Consider the following 20,162-nt stretch of genomic DNA (forward strand, 5'->3'; position numbering starts at 1 on the left):
CTCCATGAGACAAGATTCATGGACATGGAGACAGGCTTGCCTGAAAGGTATCAGTCAGAGGCAATACTCAAAAGACAAAGGGATGTCCACGAAAGCCTAATATCAAAAGGACTAGGCATCATATCAGACTCATATCTTGACAGATTTGAAAAGAGGTGCAGGGAAGAAGATGTTCCATGTTTCCGCAAAAGCAGAGAAGGGAAAAACTTTACAGAACTCATAAAAGAGGCAGAACAAGGAGACTACGATTTAATAGTCATGGGCGGGCTAGGCATAGGAGCAGCAGCACATAGTTTAATAGGCAGTGTAGCAGAGAGAGTAGCAAGAAAAACGAGAAAAGACATACTTATAATAAAAACTCAAATTAAATCCCCCCTTAATCCCCCCTTTGCAAGGGGGGGGCATGGGGGGATTTTGGTTGCCATAGACGGCAGTCCATACTCCTACTGGGGGCTCATGGCAGCAATAGGATTAAAAAAAGTATTTAACGCTGACATAGAAGCAGTATCCGCCTTTGACCCATATTTTCATCAGGTGGCATTCAGGAATATAGCAGATGCCCTGTCAGAAGATGCCGCAAAGGTATTCAGATTCAAAGAGCAGGAAAAATTACATGACGAAATCATAGACAAAGGCATGGCAAAACTATATCAGGGCTATCTCGACACAGCAGAAAAAATCGCAAAGGCAAGGGGAGCAGAAATCAAGACAACCCTATTGGCAGGCAAGGCATACAACGAAATCCTAAATCACATACAACATACAAAACCTGCTCTTCTCATGCTTGGTCATTTTGGAGTCCATCAGGTAGAAGAAAGCGATATAGGCAGCAATACAGAAAACATTTTAAGGCTAGCGCCGTGCAGTGTGTTTATTGCTGGCAAAGGATATGAGCCTGATGATGTAGTGGGGACAGATGCTTCTGGGGACAGAATTGAATTCTGTCCCCAATGGACAGAAGAGGCATTAAAGAGACTGGAAAGAGTTCCTTCCTTTGCAAAAGGCATGGCAAAAAAGGCGATAGAAGACTATGCAAGGGAGGAGGTGAAAGGCAAAAGATCTTTTGTAGGGCAACCCATTAGGGTTGCTTATGCAGGGCTAAATCTTTGCCCTGCGATGTTACAGATTTTATATGAAAGGAGGGATTTGATGAAAGGTTTTTTTAAGGCACTGTTAATCACAGCAGTTATCCTGATACCATCTGGGATTTTATACGCATACGATGAGATGGATGTAAAGGACGGCGGGCAGATAATTGGTCATGTGAAGTTTGTTGGCAATCCTCCAAAGTTTGCTCCTATCAAGGTAAACAAGAATGAGGATTTCTGCGGGAATGAGAAACCATCCGAGGTTTTGGTTGTTGGTAAAGACGGCGGGGTAAAGTTTGCAGTGGGCTATCTTGAAAAGGTAGAAAAGGGGAAGGCTATTGAAAGGGTAAAGCAGACTGATTTAGACCAGAAAAAATGTGTATTTACACCCCATGTAACCACCATAGTCAAGGGGACTGATTTGGCAACAACAAATTCTGACACAGTTCTTCACAATGCCAATATGGAAGTAAAGGAATTGGGTGAGGGGGATGAAAAACAAGGTATCCAGATGTTCAATTTTGGTCAGCCAAAGCAGAATCAGGTGTATGTGAAAAAGGTAAGGAAACTGGGGCAGGTAAAGGTAACCTGCGATTCGCATACGCACATGAGAGGATATGTGCTGGCATTTGACCATCCATATCATGCTGTATCAGATGAAACAGGCTCATTTGTTATTGATAACATCCCGCCCGGCAAATACACCTTAAAGGTTTGGCATGAATCATGGAAACTTACAGGACATGATAGTGATGGAAGACCACTCTATGCCCAGCCGATTCTTCTTACAAAAGAGGTGGATGTGCCTGCAAAGGGGATTGTTCATGTAAATTTTGAGTTAAAGTAAAACCTCAAACCTAAAGGTTTGAGATACAGGATGTAACTCAAGGCTTTAGCCTTGAGAATAAAATAAGGAGGTATTGCAATGAAAAGATTATTATTTCTACTTATAGCAGCGGTTTTTGTATTCGGCATTTCTGCCTCTACAAGCAGCGCTGTAAATATTGGTCTGCCTATTAAAGGGGTCAGGACACTTATTGATGTGAGCAGCGTGGATGTGGCTGTCAAGAGAGGTGAGGCACAGGTAATCAATAAATTAGACCCAAAAACCAAGGGCGGGCAATGGGCTATTGGTCAGGCAAAGAAACTTGGTGTAGCACTCTCAGGCAAGACAGTAGTTTATGATATAACCGCTGTTGAGGCTACACAGGATATTGCGGGTGTAGAATTTCCTGTATGGGCATTTGTGCCTACAAACAAGGTTCAGGGTGATAAGGTAGTAGGTTTTAACAATCCACACGGTCCTGTCCCTGGTCCAACCGTTATTGCAGATGAAGGTGATTTAGTAAGGGTTATTTTAAGAAATAAGAGCAAAAACAATCATACCATTCATATACACGGTCCTACAGTTATAAGGTATGACCACGACGGCACAATGAATGTGGCGCAGGTGCCTGTAAAGCCGGATGAGGAGTTTACTTATGAGTTTGTAGCATCCCCTGTCGGCACCCACATCTATCACTGCCATGTGAATGCCAATGAGCATATGGACATGGGGCTTTACGGCGGCATTATAATCCATCCCGCGAATAAGGAAAAGGTAGACCAGGACCTTCTTGTTATTCTGGATGAGTGGGATTCCAAATTCTCCAAAGAAGAGGGTTTTAAACCAACCGGCGCAGAGCAGAAGCAGAGCGCAGAGGTGGGTCATCCGAGGAATATCGGCCATTATAACCTGTTTACCATTAATGGAAATGCATGGACAGATGAATACCCGAATGTAGTTCTTGCAAAGACAGGGGCTAATGAAAAAATCAGAGTTAGATTTGTTAACATGGGCAGTTGGCCCCATAACATACATCTGCATGGACACACCCTCACACAGATAACTCAGGATGGACGGCCAACACCAGGAAGACCGCAGTCTGATTCTGTTGCAATCCTTCCCGGTGAAAGAAAGGATTATGTATTTGAGGCAAATCAGGAAGGCAGATGGGTATGGCACTGCCACATAGTTGCCCATGCAACCAATGATGGTGTTTATCACGGCGGGCTTTTAATGGCAGTTGTTTATGTAGGCAAGATGTCAGACGGAAGCGTTGGTCCACACGGTATAGACCTTGATGTTTATCCATTGGGCAAACCTGTAAAGATTGGGCAGAAGCCATTTGATGCATTGTAAATCTAAATACAGTAATATGGGGACAGATTTTAAATCTGTCCCCATAATTTATGCCCTTATTTTTTCATGCATTATTTCATCTGCTGCGTTTGCCACAGAACTTCCTATTCGCGGTATCGCCCGCGGTGAATCCAAAATCAAGGTGGGTGATAAGGCGCCTTTAGTTACAACAGAACTAAAAAAGGCACATGAACAAGGGAAGGTTATTGTCCTGATGCTTGGTTATTCCAGCCATTGCCCGTGGTGCGACAGGATGGAAAGATATATCTTTGAGATTATGAAGGATACAAATAACTTTAATGATAAGGCTTTCTTTATGATGGTTCAGACGGAGCATGCAAAACTTATACCTCCTCACCCTGAAGGACCTAAACTAAAAGAGGCATACGGCGTGGAAGGACAGCCATGGTTATTTATCATAGACCAAAAAGGCATTGTAAGGTTTGTTTATAAGATATTTGTAGCCAGCGATGTGTTTAAGAGAAATATAGAGGAACTTTTAAGAGGTGAAAGTGAAAAATGAAAAAGGAAAAGTTAAGGTTTTAAGTTTTAGTTTTACGCTTTTTGCTTTAAGTTTTTCGCTCCTTACTGCCTACTCCTTACTGCCTGCTGTTCCCACTGTTTTTGCCGCACAGGAACTCTTAAAAACATCAAAGGTAAAGGTTGGCGAAAAGATTCTGTTAACCGAAACATCAAAAAAGGCAAATGAAGAAGGAAAGTTCGTTGTCCTTGTTTTATTTCCTGGTCCGATGGGGTGCCGCAGCTGCGATACACTTCTCAACCTTTTAGAGAAAGAGGCGGACAGGCATAAAGAGTATGCATCCTTTATCATAGCAGGTGGTCAGGATATACTTGGCGCAATGAATGAGGAAACCTTTGAATTAAAAAGGTCTTATGGTTTTGTTACAATGGGCGAGGCATGGACATTTATAATAGATAAGGAAGGAATACTACGAAAGATATTTGTAGGACTATTTAATGCTGATGAATTAAAAGAGGTAATAAGCAGTATGATAATGGGGAGGAAGGAATGAAGAAGACAATTACGAATTATGAATTACGAATTACGAATTTAAATCTAAAATCTAAAATCTTTTTATTTTGTCTGCTGTCTGCTGTCTGCTGTCTGCTTCCGTCTCAAGTTGTCGCAGAGACAAGGGAGTTTGAACTCACTGTTACAGATGGAGAGGTTGAACTGAATGGCACAAAGTTTATGGTCTGGAAATATAATGATACATTTCCTGGTCCTGAGATAAGGGTAAAAGAGGGAGATGTAGTGAAGGTTAAGTTAATGAACAAGAGCAGCGCAAAACACGGGCTTTTTTTTCACGGGCTTCATGTAAATCCAAGGGTCAGTCTTCAGGAGCAGGAGATTATTGTTGATCCGGGTTATGAATATACATACGGTGAGTTTGTTGCAGGCCCTCCAGGCACCCATCTCTATCACTGCAGCTATAATATGGCGGAACACTTAAGCAGAGGCCTTTACGGCGCATTTATTGTGGAAGCAAAGGATGAGCCGAAATATGATAAAGAATATGTTTACATCTTCAGTGATTGGAACAGTAAATCTGCAAAAGGCGAAGGCAGCCATGAATTAGGACACCCAATGACCATAATGGATAATGATATTACTACCATAAATAACAGGGTTGTTAAAGGGGATAATCCGATTATACTTGATATAAAAAAGGGTGAAAGGGTTAGACTGCGGTTTGCTAACATCGGACATCTGCCGCATAAACTCAAATTCTCAAAAACCTTTCTTGTAACCCATGAGGATGGCTATCCTGCCCCAAATCCACAAAAGCAGGATTCCCTTACCATATATTCTGGCAAGAGATTTGATCTGATTGTAACTATAGATAAGACAGGAAAATATATATTTTCTCACAGTATAACCATGCCTGAAAGCGCAGCACAGAAGTTGGCTGAACCCGATTCAGGCAAACATGCTGCCCATAATAACCATACTGCAAATACTAAACATTCTAATAACATTATCAAAAGCAAAGAAGTTCCTGTTGTTGTGATAGATGTAAGAAAGTGAGTAGGTAGGAAGGGCTTTGCCCTTCATTTATACAAGGTTGGGTCAATCACAGAAGAACCGTATATCAGGAGAAATTTATGATTCATAAGAGATTTCATTTATCAGTATGGGCATACACCATTATTATGCTTATCTGTTTTTTCTCTATCTCCTACGCAGGTTTAAGGGGTATGCCCGATGGTAAACCAAGGGTAGAGGTAGGTGATAAAGCGCCTTTAGAAACCGCTGACCTTAAAAAGGCGCATGAAGATGGGAAGGTAATCCTTCTGATGTTCGGCAACCCTGACCACTGCATCTATTGTGAAAAGGTCTGGGCAAACATCAGGGATATTTTGCCGCAATATGAAAAAGATGTCGCTGCATTCCTCAAGACCCATCGGGCATCCAAATTCTGGGGACCTGAAAATGAGGCTGTGAAATTAGGAGAAAGATACGGAGTTATAGGCGAACCATGGTTGTTTGTGATTGATAAAAAGGGGATTGTAAGGCATATATTTATGGGCTTTGCCGGAAAGACAGAGATTGAAAATGAGGTTAAAAAGGCAGTTGAAATAAGAAATACAAGGTAGAAAAATATCTTGACAGGAAACTTAAAATAGGACAAATGAGGTCTTAAGTGTTCAGATTGAGCAGGGCATCAGAATACGCCATAAGAGGTATATTGTATCTATCCAGCAAGCCTGAGTTTGAGGTATGTTGCATTGAAGAGGTGGCAAAGGCACAGGATGTGCCGTCTGCATATCTTTCAAAGCTATTTCAGTCACTGGTAAAAAAAGGGTATATGCGTTCGTTCAGAGGCACAGGAGGCGGTTTTGCACTGGCAAAAAATCCAAAAGATATAACCCTTCTGGAAATAATAGAGATAATAGAGGGCGGGATGTTTTTAAATGATTGTATGATCCGTGAAGGGTATTGCAGGAAAGATGCTTCATGCCATGTTCATAATGTATGGAAGACTGCACAGCAAAGGTTTCTTGATTATCTCAGACAATGTAACTTTGAACAACTGTCCGCCACATCATCAAACAAAGATTGAGACCTTTGAAAAAGTTCAGGTCTTTCGGGTTAAGGCATACCGCATGGACAAGGTTATCGCACCCAAATCCAGTTTTAGCGGGATTTTAAATCGCCACGACCCATACTTCGTATGTGTGTCCCGCCTGAAATACTGTGTTATCGGTAATTTTGCTCCTCTTCATGCGGGTAATAGTATGCCTCGTCGCAAAATCGCATGAGGCATTGTCTTCCATGCGACTTGGCGATTTACCCAAAATCCTAAATCGGGATTTGGGACACATCATAACCATGAAAGCATTAGAACAGGTGTAAAAACCCTTGACAAATTCAATGGTAAAATGGTTAAAAAAGACGCTGGAAGTGAGGCTGCATCTGTGTAGACTTTTACGATTTTATTACGGTCAAGGGTTTGGATTATCTCAGCGCAACAAATTATCTAACATATTCAACACTTACGGGCCGCTAGCTCAGTTGGTAGAGCAACTGACTCTTAATCAGTGGGTCGGGGGTTCGAATCCCCCGCGGCCCACCAGAAAAATCAATAGGCTGCATGGTTTGAATTTTTCTAAGTATTAGTAAGCATGCGTCCTGTCCAGCAGGGTGGTGTGATTAGTTTACCGTCCACCATGAATGTCCCGGTTGGTTAAACCATGGCAGTATGTTTATTGTCATTTCTGTCTGAATTCCGCTTTTTCCACCATGTGGCACGATCCCAATGCCGTATAAGAAAATGGAGAGAAGAGTGAAAAAGGTGGGTATAGTTACAAAATTAAATAAACCAAAGGCTAAACTCTTAAGCCGTGACATTACTGGGTGGCTGACTGCGAAAGGTATTGAGGTATTCGTAGACGAGGAGTCGGTTAAAGGAACGGTTGCAGAACATATAAATGAAATAGAACTCATGATTGTACTTGGTGGAGACGGCACAATTCTGCATACTGTTCGCATTATCAATGGAAGGAAGATTCCTATCCTTGGGATAAATCTGGGCAGCCTTGGCTTCCTTACAGAGATACCTGCGGATGAGATATATCCTGTTCTTGAAGATGTCATAAAAGGCAGGATTGAAACAGAAGAAAGGATGATGCTGTCTGTTAATATTCGGAAAAATGACGGCTCTTCATCAGAATACACAGTTTTAAATGATGTAGTGATAAGGGGAACCATTGCACGGCTTATAAATATTGAGACGAGCATAAATAAAGGGCATGTTACTACATACAGGGCAGATGGTCTTATTATAGCAACACCAACAGGTTCAACAGCATATTCTCTGTCAGCAGGCGGACCTATCCTTCATCCTACTATTCATTCAATTATTTTGTCTCCTATATGTCCATTTACTTTAACTAATAGTCCGATAGTTATCCCTGATTGGATGGTAGTTGAGGTAAAGATAAAGGGGCATAGTTCAAATATCCTGCTGACCCTTGATGGTCAGGTAGACATACAAATAGATGAAGGTGATACTATAGAATTTAAGAGGGCAGACACCTGCACCTATATTATTAAATCCCCCACAAGAAGTTATTTTGATATATTGAGGACAAGACTGCAATGGGCAGAATGATAAAATCAATTATGAATTAGGAATTACGAATTAAATCAATTTTTAATTGTATTCAAACCATGCTTCTAGAACTCCATATTAAAGACTTTGCTATCATAGATAACCTTACTGTCTCCTTTAGCAAAGGGCTCAACATCCTTACAGGTGAAACAGGTGCAGGCAAGTCAATAATCATAGATGCTGTCCAACTTATACTTGGAGACAGGGCTTCAAACGAGGCAATAAGGACAGGATGTGAAGAATCAAGGATTGAGGCTGTATTTGATATATTAGGGCTAAACTATATAAAGGAATTTCTTGAGGCAGTTGGGATTGAAGGTAGTAGCGATACCCTCCTTATAAAAAGAGTCATATCAAAGACAGGCAAAAACAAAGTTTTCATAAACAGCAGTATAGCAACAACCTCCATATTATCTGAACTTGGCAAAAACCTTATTGACATCTATGGACAGCATGAGCATCAGTCTCTCGTAAGCCCTCAAATCCATATTGATATATATGATAGTTTTGCAGGTTTAATACCTCTGCGGGAAAAGGTGAACGAATCATTCAACAGGTTTTCTGAAAAGAAATTTGAACGGGATAAACTTAAAGAAGCAACAAGGGTAAACAAAGAAAGGCAGGATTTCCTGTTATTCCAATCTCATGAAATAGAGTCTGCAAACCTGAAGCCTGATGAGGATACTTTACTTAAACAGGAAAAGGAAAAACTTGTCCATGCAGAAAAATTATTTGAGGCAGCAAATACAGGCTATGAGGTTTTGTACGGGCAGACAGGTGCGGTTATTGAGAATATAGGACAAGTATTGAATAAACTGAAAGGCGCCTCCCAATACGATGGCTCTCTTTTAAAAAATATATCAGCCCTTGAATCATGCCTCTATCAATTGGAGGATATTTCAGCAAACCTACGGGACTATTCTCATAATATAACCTTTGACCCAAAACGTCTTGAGGATATTGACAACAGGGAAGACCTTATAAATAGACTTGAAAAGAAATATGGTCAGACAGTTCACGAAATTATGGACAGGAAAAATGAGATAGACAGGGAACTTGAATCAATAACATCAAGTGATGAAAGGATTGCATCCATTGATGTTGAGGTTGAAGTTTTGAGAAAGGATGCATTTGAACTTGCTGCGGAACTTTCAAAAATGAGGAAGGCAAAGGCAGGTGTTATTAAAAAATCCGTAGAGTCCGAACTTGCTATGCTCAATATGAAAAAGACTGTATTTGAACTCAGAATAGAGGATATAGTTGATGATGAAGGTAGTATTAAACTTACTGAAAAGGGCATAGATAGGGTTGAATTCTTCATATCATCCAATGTTGGTGAAGAGGTAAAACCCCTTGCAAGGATTGCATCAGGCGGGGAACTGTCAAGAATCATGCTTGCATTAAAAAGGATTGCTGCGGAAGCCTTAAGTGTGCCTGTGTTGATATTTGATGAGATAGATGCAGGCATAGGAGGAGCTGTGGCGGAGGTGGTTGGCAGAAAACTAAAAGAGGCTGCAAAGGCACATCAAGTGCTTTGCATAACACATCTTCCCCAAATCGCAGTATATGCAGACAGGCATTTCTTTGTATCAAAGAAGGTTTTAGATTCAAGGACTATTACAGAGATAAAGGAATTAAACAAAGATGAAAGGTTAGCAGAAGTTGCAAGGATGCTTGGCGGTGTAGAGATTACAAACACGACAAAAACACATGCGAGAGAAATGCTGGAGAATGCAGGAAGGTTGAAGTAAACTTGTTATTCTGAAAGTATGAAGGTATAGCCTCTACACCTTTGCTGTGTCCATGACAAAATAAAGGGGACACCCATTAAAAGGCGCCTGTCAAGAGAAAAACTCTGGTGTCATTTAAAATTTACACCCTTTAACCCTGTATAAAATTGTATTGACTTTATTTTTTGCAATATGATAAAAACCAAAAAATTTGTTTGTTCAAGTGGTCTATTGGTTTATGGTAAAAGAGAGTCAAAGACCTTTAAAGAAATGGGCTTTATTAGGCTCTGTAGGAATGTCTTTGGTTCTTGCAACCTTTATTGGTCTTTATATAGGCATATACCTTGATGGTCTCTTTTCAACACAGCCGTGGCTGACAATCACTTTTTTAATATTGGGCATTATAGCAGGGTTTAGAAATATTTATATACTTATTAAAAGATATGGGTTGTGATACTCAAAGAATATATCCTACACAAAAGATTTCAAAGATACTTTTAAGTTCTACACTTACCCTTATTGCAGTTACTGCTGGTGTAAACTTAATAATGCCTTCCATTACAGGCATCAGTATGCTAACAGGTGGAATAACAGGCATTTTAAATTTTTACTATCTTTTACTTACGGTAAAACGCAGTATGACTATGAAAATAGACAATATCGCATCTTATGTGGCAGTGAGATACTGGATGAAATTTACCCTGACATCTATCTTAATCTATGTTCTTGTATCAAGTCATATTATAGAACCGATAGCATTTATCGTGGGCTTTACACTAATTGTGTTTAATATAGTCGTTCTATTATTATTTGCCGTAAAAAAGGGGGTAGTTTAAGACAATATGCATGCCTCAATATTTCTTCCACAATTTGGTCTGCCTGTCCATACTGCTGTTATGCTTTATATCATAATTGGATTAACAGGGTTTTCTTTTATAATCTCAAAAAGGCTGCAACTGGTGCCTGGTAACACACAGGGCATTGTAGAACTTTTAATATCAGGCATAGAAAATCTTGTCCATGATACAATGGGGCATCACGGTAAAAAATATTTTCCTTTTATTGCAACCTTTGGGATATATATATTAATATCAAATCTATTGGGACTGATACCGGGTCTTGTTCCACCTACAGCAAACCTGAATACAACAGCAGGGCTTGCAATTATAGTATTTGTTACAACACATATAATAGGTGTGAAGGAGCATGGGATAAAATATTTTAAGCACTTTATGGGTCCTGTGTGGTGGCTCACACCCTTAATGATTCCAATTGAAATTATCGGACATCTTTCAAGACCATTATCGCTTTCTCTTCGTTTGTTTGGGAATATGATGGGACATGAACTGATTGTTGCTGTTCTCCTGTTCCTCGTTCCATACCTGCTTCCGATTCCTATACTGGTGCTTGGTATTATGGTGAGTTTTATTCAGGCGTTTATATTTTCTCTCTTAACTATGATGTATATTGGCGGCGCTTTGGAAGAGGCGCACTGACAATTTCAAATTTGAAATTTTAAATCTCAAATTATTAAAAGGAGGTGAGGTAGATGAAGAAGGTCTTATTGATGACAGCCATTTTAATGGGTGTGGTTACAGGCATTGCTACAGAGTCGTTTGCCGAAGAGACTGCAAAAATTGCTGCAGGGGGAGGCAGTGGCAGTATTATATTTTTTGCAGCAATTGTAATAGCAGCAGGTATTGGCATGGGTCTCGGCGCCCTTGGAACAGGCATTGGTCAGGGACATGCTATAAGAGGGGCAGTAGAGGGCATTGCAAGAAACCCTGGTGCAATGGGAAAGATTATGACTACAATGCTGGTCGGTCTCGCCATGATAGAATCACTGGCAATCTATGCACTGGTCATAGCATTGATACTTTTGTATGCAAATCCACTTATCAAATATGTAGTTGGCTAAACAGTAATTATTAAAAACCCTGCCTATATCAATACAAGTGATTGGGCGGGGTTTTTTTATTTAAAGGATTAGCCCATCTTCCCCTGCACTCATAAGATTGACTTTAGTCTGTATTTCTGTTAGATTCCATCCATGATTACAATCAGATTTTTTGCAATGCTGAAAAATAATGTTGGCAAAGACGAGGCTAACATATCTATCCCAAGACAGATTACACTCAATGAACTGAAAGATATTCTCAAAATAGAATTCCCCTCCATAAAGACATTCATAGACAAAAATATAATGTTCTCTGTTAATCAGGAGTTTGCTGTTTCTGATACAATAATCAAAGACGGCGATGAGGTTGGACTTCTGCCGCCGTTTTCTGGGGGATGATGACAGTAAGCAGTGAACATCTCACTGCTTGCAAATGAAATGGGTAGCCGCAACCTTTAGGTTGCGTTAATACGCAGGCTAAAGCCTGCGGCTACCGATACAAGGAGAAAAACTTGATAAGAATACAAAAAGAAAACTTTTCAATAGAACAAGAGATTGAGAAGGTAAAGGCAGCATAAAAAGGCATAGGCGGTATAGTTGCCTTTCTCGGCACAGGGAGAGATATATCAAAGGGAGAAGAGATTACAGGGCTTAACTTTGAGAGTTATCCCGGCATGGCTGAAAAGAAACTTTTAGACATCAGAGAAAGGGCGCTTAAGAATTTTAATATAATAGAAATGACGATAATCCACAGGGTTGGAGAGATTGCAATTGGTGAGAATATAGTGCTTATTGCTGCTGGTGCAAGGCACAGGAACGACGCATTCATGGCTTGTGAATGGGCAATTTCAGAACTCAAGAGAACGACACCAATATGGAAGAAAGAGACAACCCGAAAGGGTGAAATCTGGGTAGAGGAACATCCCTGATAACTCTTATGATAACTGTCGGCATACTTACAATGAGCGATAAGGGCTCCCGTGGAGAGCGGGAAGATTTAAGCGGTAAGGAGATTGAAAGGATGGTCAAAGACCTCCCTGCAGAAGTCAAGGCTTATGAAGTTATCCCTGATGAGATTCCTGTCATCACAAAGAAACTCATTGAGTATGTGGATGAAAAGAAACTTGACCTGATTGTTACAACAGGCGGCACAGGTGTTACCCCTCGGGATGTTACGCCAGAGGCTACAAAGGCAGTGATAGAAAGAGAACTCCCTGGTATGGCAGAGGCTATGCGTTTTGAATCCCTTAAAAAGACGCCGAATGCAATGATATCAAGGGCTGTGTGCGGCATAAGAAAACAATCGCTCATTATAAACCTTCCAGGCAGCCCAAAGGCAGTAAGGGAAAACCTTGCTGTTGTCATGCCTGCAATAAACCACACCATAGAAAAGATAAAAGGCTCTACAGAAGAATGTGCAGTAGAGTAACGAAAAACGCAAAGCGAAAAACTAAAGGAACTGAAAACTAAAGAGTTTAGCAGTGTTTTTTACTATTAGACGCTTAAACTGCTTTTTTAAGGAGACACCATGCCCTTTGATTTTATACTGCCGGATTTAGGTGAAGGGATTACAGAGGCTGAAATAAGAAAGTATCTAGTGAACGAGGGTGATATTGTAGAGGAGCATCAGACCATTTTTGAGGTTGAGACAGATAAGGCTGTTGTTGAAGTGCCGTCGCCTAGGAAGGGATTTATTTTGAAGATATACAAACACGAAGGGGATATCGCAAATGTCGGTGATGTTATTTTAACAATAGGTGAAAAGGCAGAAGAAGAAAAAAAGGAAGAAAGGAAATCCCATTCAGTTGTAGGTGTTCTGCCTGAGGCAGAGGGAATCCTTGCCACCCCTGCTGTCAGGAGCATTGCAAGAAAACTTGGTGTCAACCTTGAAAAGATAAAAGGCACAGGTAGAGGCGGAAGAATTTTAGAAGAGGATGTGTTAAAGGCATCAGGCGGTTTAAAGGATTTGTCAAGAGATGCCTTTGGTCCTGTTGAAAGGGTGGCAATAAAGGGCGTAAGGAGAACTATTGCAAAAAATCTTATAGCAAGCATGAGGAGCGCTGCATTTGTAACAGGCATGGATGATGCTGATGTAACAGATCTGTGGCATCTGAAGGAAAAGGAAAAAAGGGGCGCTCTTGAAAGAGGCATACACCTCACATTTATACCCTTTTTCATAAAGGCAGTCCAGCATGCCCTTGCTGCGCATCCAATGCTGAATGCCTCTGTTGATGAGGATGGTGAAATAATCATAGTAAAAAAATATTTTAATATTGGCGTTGCTGTTGATACACCTGACGGCTTAAAGATTATCATTGAGGAACTTAAAGGTAGTTCGTTTACAATAAGTAATTTCGGTTCATTCGGCGGGACATATGCAACCCCGATATTAAACTATCCTGATGTGGCAATACTAGGCACAGGAAAGGTGTCGGAAAGACCGTGGGTAAAGGATGAGAAGATTGTTATAAGAAAAATCCTTTCCCTTTCCCTTACATTTGACCACAGGGTTGTAGACGGCGGAGAGGCAGCAAAATTCTTAAACAAGGCAATCCATTACCTTGAAGACCCTGACCAGATATTCATTGAAAGCGCATAAGTCCCTTCTCTAAATCTATTCACAAACGGCATAAACAACTCAATCTGATTTTAAACCATTTGATTTTTTTAAAATTTTTGTGTAGGTTATTGTTATGTCTGATAATCTTACAAAACTTAAAAAACTGCGGCACGAAATAGACAGGGTTGATGACTCTATGTTGGAACTCCTAAATAAGAGGGCTAAACTTGTAATAGATATCGGCACGATTAAAAAGGAAAATAACCATGCCATTCATGTCCCTGAAAGGGAAAGGGAGATATATCAAAGGCTTTTAAACAACAACCCTGGCCCGTTTCCGAATACTGCTGTTAAGAATGTATTCAGAGAAATCATGTCAACATCTCTTTCCCTTGAAAAACCATTAAGAGCGGCTTTTCTTGGACCAAAGGCAACATTTACCCACATGGCATGTTTACAGTATTTTGGTAAATCCTCTGAACTCATCCCTGTCAAAGAGATTGCAGATGTGTTTGATGAGGTTGAAAGAGACAGGGTGGATTACGGTGTAGTGCCGATTGAGAACACCACTGAGGGTGTGGTCAGTCATACCTTTGATATGTTTGTATCATCAAATTTAAAGATTTCAGCAGAGATCATGCTGGAAATTAGTTTGTCGCTCTTAAACAGGACAGGCAGTATCCTTGATGTGAAAAAGGTTTATTCCCATTCCCATGCAATAGCAGAATGCAGGGAGTGGCTTAAAAATAATCTGCCAAATGCAGTATTGGTTGAAACATCCTCAACCGCAGTGGCAGCCCAAACAGTTGTTGACGACCCTGATGCAGCGGCCATCGCAAGTGAAAATGCAGCGGAACTCTACGACCTGAAGATAGTGGAAAAAAAGATTGAAGACCATTTGAATAATCTTACAAGGTTTCTTGTAGTAGGCAAGACATCGCCTAAAAAGACAGGCAGTGACAAGACATCAATATTATTCTCCGTAAAGGATTCGCCGGGCATATTGTTTAAGATGCTCAAACCGTTTGCTGAAAGAGGCATAAACCTTACAAAGATAGAGTCTAGGCCTCAGAAGAAGAAGGCATGGGAATATATATTCTTCCTTGATATGGATGGGCATATATCTGATGAAAAGGTGTCAGATGCGCTTAAAGAACTTGAAACAAACTGCTCATTTGTGAAGGTTTTGGGCTCATATCCGAAGGGCATGGCGAAATGAGAGAAGTCTTATTTCAAAAAATTGCCCATGAATATCTGAAGGATGTCATCCCGACCTTGAAAAATTTTTTAGGCAAGGGGATTGCGGATTTGAAGGAGTTTATTAACCATGTCCAAAATGGAAATAGATAAAATTAAAGAACTTCTTGCGAAAGATGAACGGGTCGTTTTCGCTTATCTTTTTGGTTCAAGGGCAAAGGGTATGGCTTCTGAAAAAAGCGATTTTGATATAGCGGTCTATGCAGCAGATGCCCATCTATGGCTTAATTTCTATATAGAAGCCGATATAGCGCAACTTCTTAAAACCGATGATGTGCAGGTTTTCATTTTAAACAGGCTGTATGAGCCGCTTTTTGGATTTGAGATTATAAAAAATGGAATACTGTTGGTTGATAAAGAACAGGAAAAACGGATTGAGTTTGAATCTCGAATTTTAGGGCAGTATCACGACTGGCAGTATTTTGCAAAAAGGCATATGGAGGCTGAAGGGTGGCAATATCAATGAAAAAACTAGTTTCAGCCGAGATTGAAGCAATCGTGCCGTATCCGCCGGGCAAACCCATTGAAGAGGTTGAAAGGGACTATGGTATAAAAGGCTCTATAAAACTTGCATCCAATGAGAACCCGCTTGGACCTTCTCCAAAGGCTGCTCTTGCGGTTTCAAAGGCACTCAATAACCTTAACAGGTATCCTGACGGCGGATGTTATTATCTTAAAGAGAAACTTGCAAAACATCTGGGGGTAGTTCCTTCTAACCTTATCATAGGCAATGGTTCAAATGAGATTATTGAACTCGTTATAAGGACATTCTTGCAGGCAGGCGAAGAGGCTGTAATGGGGAATCCTTCGTTTGCTGTATATCCCCTTGCGGTTCCTGCTGCAGGCGGCAGAAATTGCTTAGTGCCATTAAAGGATTTAACACATGATATTGATGCGATGTCTCGTGCAATAACAGAAAATACAAAGATTGTATTCATCGCAAACCCGAATAATCCTACAGGGACAATGATAACAGGGCAGCAACTTGATGCGTTTGTAGAGAAACTCCCTGATGATACCATCCTTGTTTTAGATGAGGCATATTATGAGTTTGTTACTAGAAGGGATTTCCCAACCTCTATGGAGTATCTTAACTGTAATAAAAATGTTGTGATACTGCGGACATTCTCAAAGATATACGGACTTGCAGGACTGCGCATCGGCTACGGTATCACATCTGAAAAACTTGTATCTTATATGAATAAGGTCCGACAGCCTTTTAATGTAAACAGTCTTGCACAAATCGCTGCAATGGCTGCATTGGACGATGATGAGCATTTGAAAAAATCTCAGAAGAATAATCAGGACGGGTTGAAATATCTTTTCAACGAACTTTCTGCAATGGGACTTGAATGTGTTCCAACACAGGCAAACTTTTTTCTTGTAAAGGTCGGCAACGGCAAGGGTGTGTATGAAGGTCTGCTGAAACAGGGTGTGATTGTCCGACCAATGGCAAGTTACGGTATGGGAGAATACATCAGGGTTACAGTGGGCTTGCCTGAGGAAAACGAAAGGTTTGTAGAGGCCATTAGAAAAACAGGGGCTAGGGGCTAGTTGTCAGGGGTTAGTTTTTTTACTAATCCCTAAACCCTAATCTCTAACCCCTGCATTTAAACGGAGGTTTTTATGATAGTTGTTATAAAGCCTGATGCTACAAAAAAAGAGATAGACCATATTATTGAAAGGATAAAACACCTTGGGCTTTCCGTTCATATATCAGAAGGTAAGGAAAGGACAATAATAGGTGCAATAGGTGATGAATCTGTTTTAGAAGAGCATCCTATTGACATGCTACCGGGAGTGGAAAAGGTTATGCCAATATTAAAACCATATAAACTTGTAAGCAGAGAATTTCAAAAAGAGGACACCATAATAAATGTAAGCGGCATAAAAATCGGTGGAAAACAGGTGCATGTGATTGCTGGTCCGTGCAGTGTTGAGACAAGGGATATTCTGATACAAACAGCCCAAAAGATAAAAAAGACAGGGGCAAGATTCTTACGCGGCGGCGCATTTAAACCCAGAACATCGCCTTATGCATTTCAGGGGCTTGGCGAGGAAGGGCTTGTTTATCTCTCTGAGACGAAAAAGAAGACAGGCATGCCTGTTGTTACAGAACTACTTGACCCACGGGATACTGAAATGGTCTATAAGCATGCGGATATAATCCAGATAGGGGCGCGGAATATGCAAAACTTCAGGCTCTTAACAGAGGTTGGAAAACTGGATAAACCAGTTTTGCTGAAAAGGGGACTCTCTGCAACAATAAAAGAATTTTTGATGTCTGCAGAATATATAGCATCACAGGGGAATAGAAAAATCATCCTTTGTGAAAGGGGCATAAGGACATTTGAGACGGCATTAAGGAATACACTTGACTTGAGCGCAGTGCCTGTCCTGAAAGAAGAAACGCATCTGCCTGTTTTTATAGACCCGAGTCATGCTGTTGGAAGATGGGGTATGGTTGCGCCCCTTTCAAAGGCAGCAGTTGCTGTTGGTGCGGATGGACTGATGATAGAGGTGCATGCAGACCCTGAAAATGCCCTCTGTGACGGAAGCCAGTCACTTACGCCAGATAACTTCGCAAAACTCATGAGGGAACTCAAAAAGGTTGCATCAGCAGTTGGAAGGACGATGTAAATGAAAGGGGCAAGAGGCAAGGGGCAAGGGGCAAAGGAAATACGCTTCAACAAAGTTGCAATAATCGGCGTTGGGCTGATTGGCGGCTCTATTGCAATTGTATTAAGGCAAAATGGGATTACAAATAATATTATCGGCATTGGCAGAGGCATAAAAAATCTTGAGACAGCAAAAAAACTGGGGGTTATTGATGAATATACTCAAGATGCAAAACAAGGTGTTAAGGATGCTGATTTAGTTATTGTTGCAACACCTGTTGCAGGCATCGCAAAGATTGTTAAAGAAATATCACCCTCTCTAAAAAAAGGCACAATAATCACTGATGTAGGCAGCGTTAAAAGAAACATAGTTGTTCAAATTGAATCTTTCCTTCCTGATGCAATTCACTTTGTCGCAGGACATCCAGTAGCAGGCACTGAAAATGCAGGCGCTGCCGCAGCCTTCCCATCTTTATTCCAAAACAGAAAATGCATACTCACACCGACAAAAAAAACAAATCCGCAGGCACTTGAAAAGATAAAAAGACTCTGGGAGATTGCAGGCTCTGAAGTTATACTTATGGATGCAGAAAAACACGACAGGGTGCTTTCTGCTGTAAGCCATCTCCCCCATGTTGTTGCGTATGCCCTTGTAAACACAGTGGCAGGGATAAACGATTTTAGTGAGAACATTGTCCAATATTCAGCAGGCGGTTTTAAAGACTTTACCCGCATTGCCTCATCCCCCCCTGAGATGTGGCGAGATATATGCCTTTTGAACAAAGATGCAATCCTTGATGTTGTCAGCAGATTTAAAGAAGTCTTGAAAAATCTGGAAACGATGATAGAAAACGCTGATGCAGACGCCCTCGCAAAAGAATTTGAGAAGGCAAAAAAGGTGAATTCATAACATTAAAACATTACAGTAAAACATCTATCTCTGAAAAAGATGTTGTTGTAATATATAAAGAGCAGGAAAGGGACGGATTTATTATAACAGCTTTTATGACTTCCGATCCCGAAAGAATCATTAAGAAAGGAGTTATTAAGGGTCTCGTAATAGTAACGATATTCTTTTAGCTTTTTAAATCTAACCAGCCAATTTTGTCATGCCTCTTTTTTGATACGGGCTAAAACAGAAAGACTCTGGATTCCCGCTTAAAGATTGCGGGAATGACAGTGTGTGAAGTTTTTTGATTTATGTAAATACAATTTTGAGACCCTTAATATATGGAAAAAGTAAACAGCATACTGGAATCTATTCCATATCTGTTAAAGATGCCCTCAAAGCCTATCTGGGTAGACTATGATGATGAATCTGATGTTCTTTATATCAGCTTCAGGAAACCTCAACAGGCAAACGACAGCATAATGGAAGACGATATTATTTATCACTATCATGACAAAGAACTCGTCGGCATTACAATACTGCACGCAAAAGGACATAGATAAATAGTTGCTGACTCCAGATGTCTGACTTCTAAAAGTTCGTAATTGACACTGACACTGAGTTATGATGATTGAAAAGACGGAAATTTGGATAACATGTGAAAGACCTATTGAGGCTGATGGCACGGCGATAAGGGGCTTCTTTGGGAATATGTACCGGAATAGGCCGGAGTTTCATGGACATAGAGGGAATGAATTGGTTTATAAACATCCACTCATTCAGTATAAAGTCTTTGGCGGCGCAGCTCTTATGATAGGTTTGAAAGAAGGTGCTTACCTTTTGAAAGCTGTGCCAAGTCTTGAATATCTTGAAATATATCATCAGAAGTATCCAATTTTGAAACAAAATGTCTGCGAAACCTCTGTGCCTTTTGGATTAACCGATAGAACATTCCGTTACACTTATTTTACTCCGTGGATAGGGCTAAATGAGGATAATTATGAAAATTACCTCTTATTGAAACACGATCAAAATAAAGCGCATGACCTACTCAAAAGAATTCTTATTGGAAATATTCTCTCTATGTCCAAATCTCTTAGCTATGTTGTAAAAGACAAGATACAGCTAAAAGCTGATTTGCAGGAAAATGAAGCGATTATGGTAAAGGATAATGTTGAACTTACCTCTTTTAAGGGTGAATTTGAAACAAATTTTATTATTCCTGAATTTTGGGGTCTTGGCAAGTTCAGTTCGAGAGGTTACGGAACTGTTAGATGCATTAACGGAGGTAATCCGCAATGACA

General features: G+C 40.5%; 23 protein-coding genes, 1 tRNA gene and 1 pseudogene. All 25 read left to right on the forward strand.

Annotated elements, in window-relative coordinates:
• Nucleotides 1-1,935, forward strand: a 1,935-nt coding sequence (locus HZC45_06540; protein MBI5682805.1) for a universal stress protein, incomplete at its 5' end; no start/stop codon positions are given.
• Nucleotides 1,936-2,013: 78 nt separating this feature from the next.
• Nucleotides 2,014-3,270, forward strand: a complete 1,257-nt coding sequence (locus HZC45_06545; protein MBI5682806.1) for a multicopper oxidase domain-containing protein — start codon at nt 2,014-2,016, stop codon at nt 3,268-3,270.
• Entirely contained in the window at nt 3,260-3,793 is a 534-nt protein-coding gene (locus HZC45_06550) for a thioredoxin family protein (protein ID MBI5682807.1), read from the forward strand. The genes HZC45_06545 and HZC45_06550 overlap by 11 nt, the downstream gene beginning before the upstream one ends.
• Nucleotides 3,783-4,304 carry a hypothetical protein gene (locus HZC45_06555; GenBank protein ID MBI5682808.1) on the forward strand — a complete coding sequence of 174 codons (522 nt, stop codon included), beginning with the start codon at nt 3,783-3,785 and terminating at the stop codon, nt 4,302-4,304. The genes HZC45_06550 and HZC45_06555 overlap by 11 nt, the downstream gene beginning before the upstream one ends.
• On the forward strand, nt 4,301-5,320 hold the full coding sequence (locus HZC45_06560) for a multicopper oxidase domain-containing protein (protein MBI5682809.1): 1,020 nt from the start codon (nt 4,301-4,303) through the stop codon (nt 5,318-5,320). Before HZC45_06555 ends, HZC45_06560 begins: the two co-directional genes overlap by 4 nt.
• Nucleotides 5,321-5,397: 77 nt before the next feature.
• The gene (locus tag HZC45_06565; GenBank protein ID MBI5682810.1) at nt 5,398-5,889 is read left to right on the forward strand and encodes a thioredoxin family protein; all 492 of its coding nucleotides are present in this window, start codon (nt 5,398-5,400) and stop codon (nt 5,887-5,889) included.
• 47 nt (nt 5,890-5,936) lie between these two features.
• Complete coding sequence (locus HZC45_06570; protein ID MBI5682811.1) at nt 5,937-6,356, forward strand: Rrf2 family transcriptional regulator; 420 nt, start codon at nt 5,937-5,939, stop codon at nt 6,354-6,356.
• A 437-nt stretch (nt 6,357-6,793) separates the two neighbouring features.
• Nucleotides 6,794-6,869 (forward strand) — tRNA-Lys (locus HZC45_06575).
• A 210-nt stretch (nt 6,870-7,079) separates the two neighbouring features.
• Entirely contained in the window at nt 7,080-7,907 is an 828-nt protein-coding gene (locus HZC45_06580) for an NAD(+)/NADH kinase (protein ID MBI5682812.1), read from the forward strand.
• A 59-nt stretch (nt 7,908-7,966) separates the two neighbouring features.
• Nucleotides 7,967-9,658: a DNA repair protein RecN gene (gene recN / locus HZC45_06585; protein ID MBI5682813.1), complete on the forward strand. Its 1,692-nt coding sequence runs from the start codon at nt 7,967-7,969 to the stop codon at nt 9,656-9,658.
• Nucleotides 9,659-9,875: 217 nt separating this feature from the next.
• The gene (locus tag HZC45_06590) at nt 9,876-10,091 is read left to right on the forward strand and encodes an AtpZ/AtpI family protein (protein ID MBI5682814.1); all 216 of its coding nucleotides are present in this window, start codon (nt 9,876-9,878) and stop codon (nt 10,089-10,091) included.
• Nucleotides 10,081-10,473, forward strand: coding sequence for an ATP synthase subunit I (locus HZC45_06595; GenBank protein MBI5682815.1), 393 nt, complete (start codon nt 10,081-10,083; stop codon nt 10,471-10,473). The genes HZC45_06590 and HZC45_06595 overlap by 11 nt, the downstream gene beginning before the upstream one ends.
• 6 nt (nt 10,474-10,479) lie before the next feature.
• Complete coding sequence (atpB, locus tag HZC45_06600; GenBank protein ID MBI5682816.1) at nt 10,480-11,133, forward strand: F0F1 ATP synthase subunit A; 654 nt, start codon at nt 10,480-10,482, stop codon at nt 11,131-11,133.
• A gap of 167 nt (nt 11,134-11,300) precedes the next feature.
• On the forward strand, nt 11,301-11,555 hold the full coding sequence (atpE, locus tag HZC45_06605) for an ATP synthase F0 subunit C (protein ID MBI5682817.1): 255 nt from the start codon (nt 11,301-11,303) through the stop codon (nt 11,553-11,555).
• A 132-nt stretch (nt 11,556-11,687) separates the two neighbouring features.
• The gene (locus tag HZC45_06610; GenBank protein ID MBI5682818.1) at nt 11,688-11,933 is read left to right on the forward strand and encodes a MoaD/ThiS family protein; all 246 of its coding nucleotides are present in this window, start codon (nt 11,688-11,690) and stop codon (nt 11,931-11,933) included.
• A gap of 113 nt (nt 11,934-12,046) precedes the next feature.
• Nucleotides 12,047-12,463: pseudogene (locus HZC45_06615) on the forward strand (molybdenum cofactor biosynthesis protein MoaE).
• A gap of 8 nt (nt 12,464-12,471) precedes the next feature.
• The gene (gene mog / locus HZC45_06620; GenBank protein MBI5682819.1) at nt 12,472-12,963 is read left to right on the forward strand and encodes a molybdopterin adenylyltransferase; all 492 of its coding nucleotides are present in this window, start codon (nt 12,472-12,474) and stop codon (nt 12,961-12,963) included.
• A gap of 99 nt (nt 12,964-13,062) precedes the next feature.
• Nucleotides 13,063-14,133 (forward strand): 2-oxo acid dehydrogenase subunit E2, encoded by a 1,071-nt coding sequence (locus HZC45_06625; protein ID MBI5682820.1) that lies wholly within the window; start codon nt 13,063-13,065, stop codon nt 14,131-14,133.
• Between the two features lie 94 nt (nt 14,134-14,227).
• Nucleotides 14,228-15,313 (forward strand): prephenate dehydratase, encoded by a 1,086-nt coding sequence (gene pheA / locus HZC45_06630; GenBank protein MBI5682821.1) that lies wholly within the window; start codon nt 14,228-14,230, stop codon nt 15,311-15,313.
• A gap of 108 nt (nt 15,314-15,421) precedes the next feature.
• Nucleotides 15,422-15,817 carry a nucleotidyltransferase domain-containing protein gene (locus HZC45_06635; GenBank protein ID MBI5682822.1) on the forward strand — a complete coding sequence of 132 codons (396 nt, stop codon included), beginning with the start codon at nt 15,422-15,424 and terminating at the stop codon, nt 15,815-15,817.
• The gene (locus tag HZC45_06640) at nt 15,814-16,905 is read left to right on the forward strand and encodes a histidinol-phosphate transaminase (GenBank protein MBI5682823.1); all 1,092 of its coding nucleotides are present in this window, start codon (nt 15,814-15,816) and stop codon (nt 16,903-16,905) included. Before HZC45_06635 ends, HZC45_06640 begins: the two co-directional genes overlap by 4 nt.
• A 72-nt stretch (nt 16,906-16,977) precedes the next feature.
• Nucleotides 16,978-17,991, forward strand: a complete 1,014-nt coding sequence (gene aroF, locus HZC45_06645) for a 3-deoxy-7-phosphoheptulonate synthase (GenBank protein MBI5682824.1) — start codon at nt 16,978-16,980, stop codon at nt 17,989-17,991.
• A gap of 39 nt (nt 17,992-18,030) precedes the next feature.
• Nucleotides 18,031-18,879 (forward strand): prephenate dehydrogenase/arogenate dehydrogenase family protein, encoded by an 849-nt coding sequence (locus tag HZC45_06650; GenBank protein ID MBI5682825.1) that lies wholly within the window; start codon nt 18,031-18,033, stop codon nt 18,877-18,879.
• A 320-nt stretch (nt 18,880-19,199) separates the two neighbouring features.
• Nucleotides 19,200-19,421: a DUF2283 domain-containing protein gene (locus HZC45_06655; GenBank protein MBI5682826.1), complete on the forward strand. Its 222-nt coding sequence runs from the start codon at nt 19,200-19,202 to the stop codon at nt 19,419-19,421.
• Nucleotides 19,422-19,482: 61 nt separating this feature from the next.
• The gene (locus tag HZC45_06660; protein MBI5682827.1) at nt 19,483-20,160 is read left to right on the forward strand and encodes a DNA repair protein; all 678 of its coding nucleotides are present in this window, start codon (nt 19,483-19,485) and stop codon (nt 20,158-20,160) included.
• The last annotated feature ends 2 nt before the right edge of the window (nt 20,161-20,162 follow it).

It is taken from the genome of Deltaproteobacteria bacterium, assembly GCA_016223005.1.
Taxonomy (GTDB): domain Bacteria; phylum Desulfobacterota; class GWC2-55-46; order UBA9637; family GWC2-42-11; genus JACRPW01.